The organism is Nonomuraea antimicrobica (assembly GCF_039536965.1).
Classification (GTDB): Bacteria; Actinomycetota; Actinomycetes; order Streptosporangiales; family Streptosporangiaceae; genus Nonomuraea; species Nonomuraea antimicrobica.
Genome location: NZ_BAAAZP010000303.1, coordinates 1 through 610 on the forward strand (window position 1 = coordinate 1; position 610 = coordinate 610).

The 610-nt window shown below is 64.3% G+C and carries 1 protein-coding gene; it reads left to right on the top strand.

The genetic code is table 11. From position 1 onward, the window contains the following. Positions 1 to 15 precede the first annotated feature (15 nt). Positions 16 to 610 (top strand): phage terminase large subunit (locus ABD844_RS52955; protein WP_344897972.1); only part of this gene is annotated, 595 nt, incomplete at its 3' end.

Here is a 610-nt window from a genome sequence, read left to right on the forward strand (position 1 = left end):
ACCGACCCCGCGCTCATGGGACCGATCGCGAAGCGGATCACGTACACCCGCGGTGCGCCGACTGCCGTGATCTTGGGCCGCAAGGTCGAAATCATCAGCTCGAACGACGCCCGCGCCGAGAATCGGTTGCGTGGCATGACCGCGGCTGGCGCCTACGTCGATGAAGCGACCTTGATCGAGCGCCCCTTCTGGGACATGCTCCTGTCCCGGCTCAGTGTCAAGGGCGCCAAGCTGTTTGCGAGCACGAACCCTGACAGTCCGTCGCACTGGCTGAAGAAGGACTTCCTCGACCGGGCGCACGAGCTGGACCTCCGCCAGTGGCACTTCCGCCTCGACGACAACCACTCGTTGGACCCGGCCTACGTCAAGGCGCTCAAGAGTGAGTACAGCGGGCTCTGGTACAAGCGATTCATCGCGGGCCTGTGGGTGATGGCCGAGGGCGCGATCTACGACCAGTTCGACGAGGATCGGCACGTCGTGGACGAGCTTCCGCTCATGGAGAAGTGGTTGGCGGCAGGTGTGGACTACGGGACCGTCAATCCGTTTGCTGCGATCTTGGTCGGCGTTTCCACTCCCGACCGCGAGGGCCAGCGGCGCATCTACCTTGCGT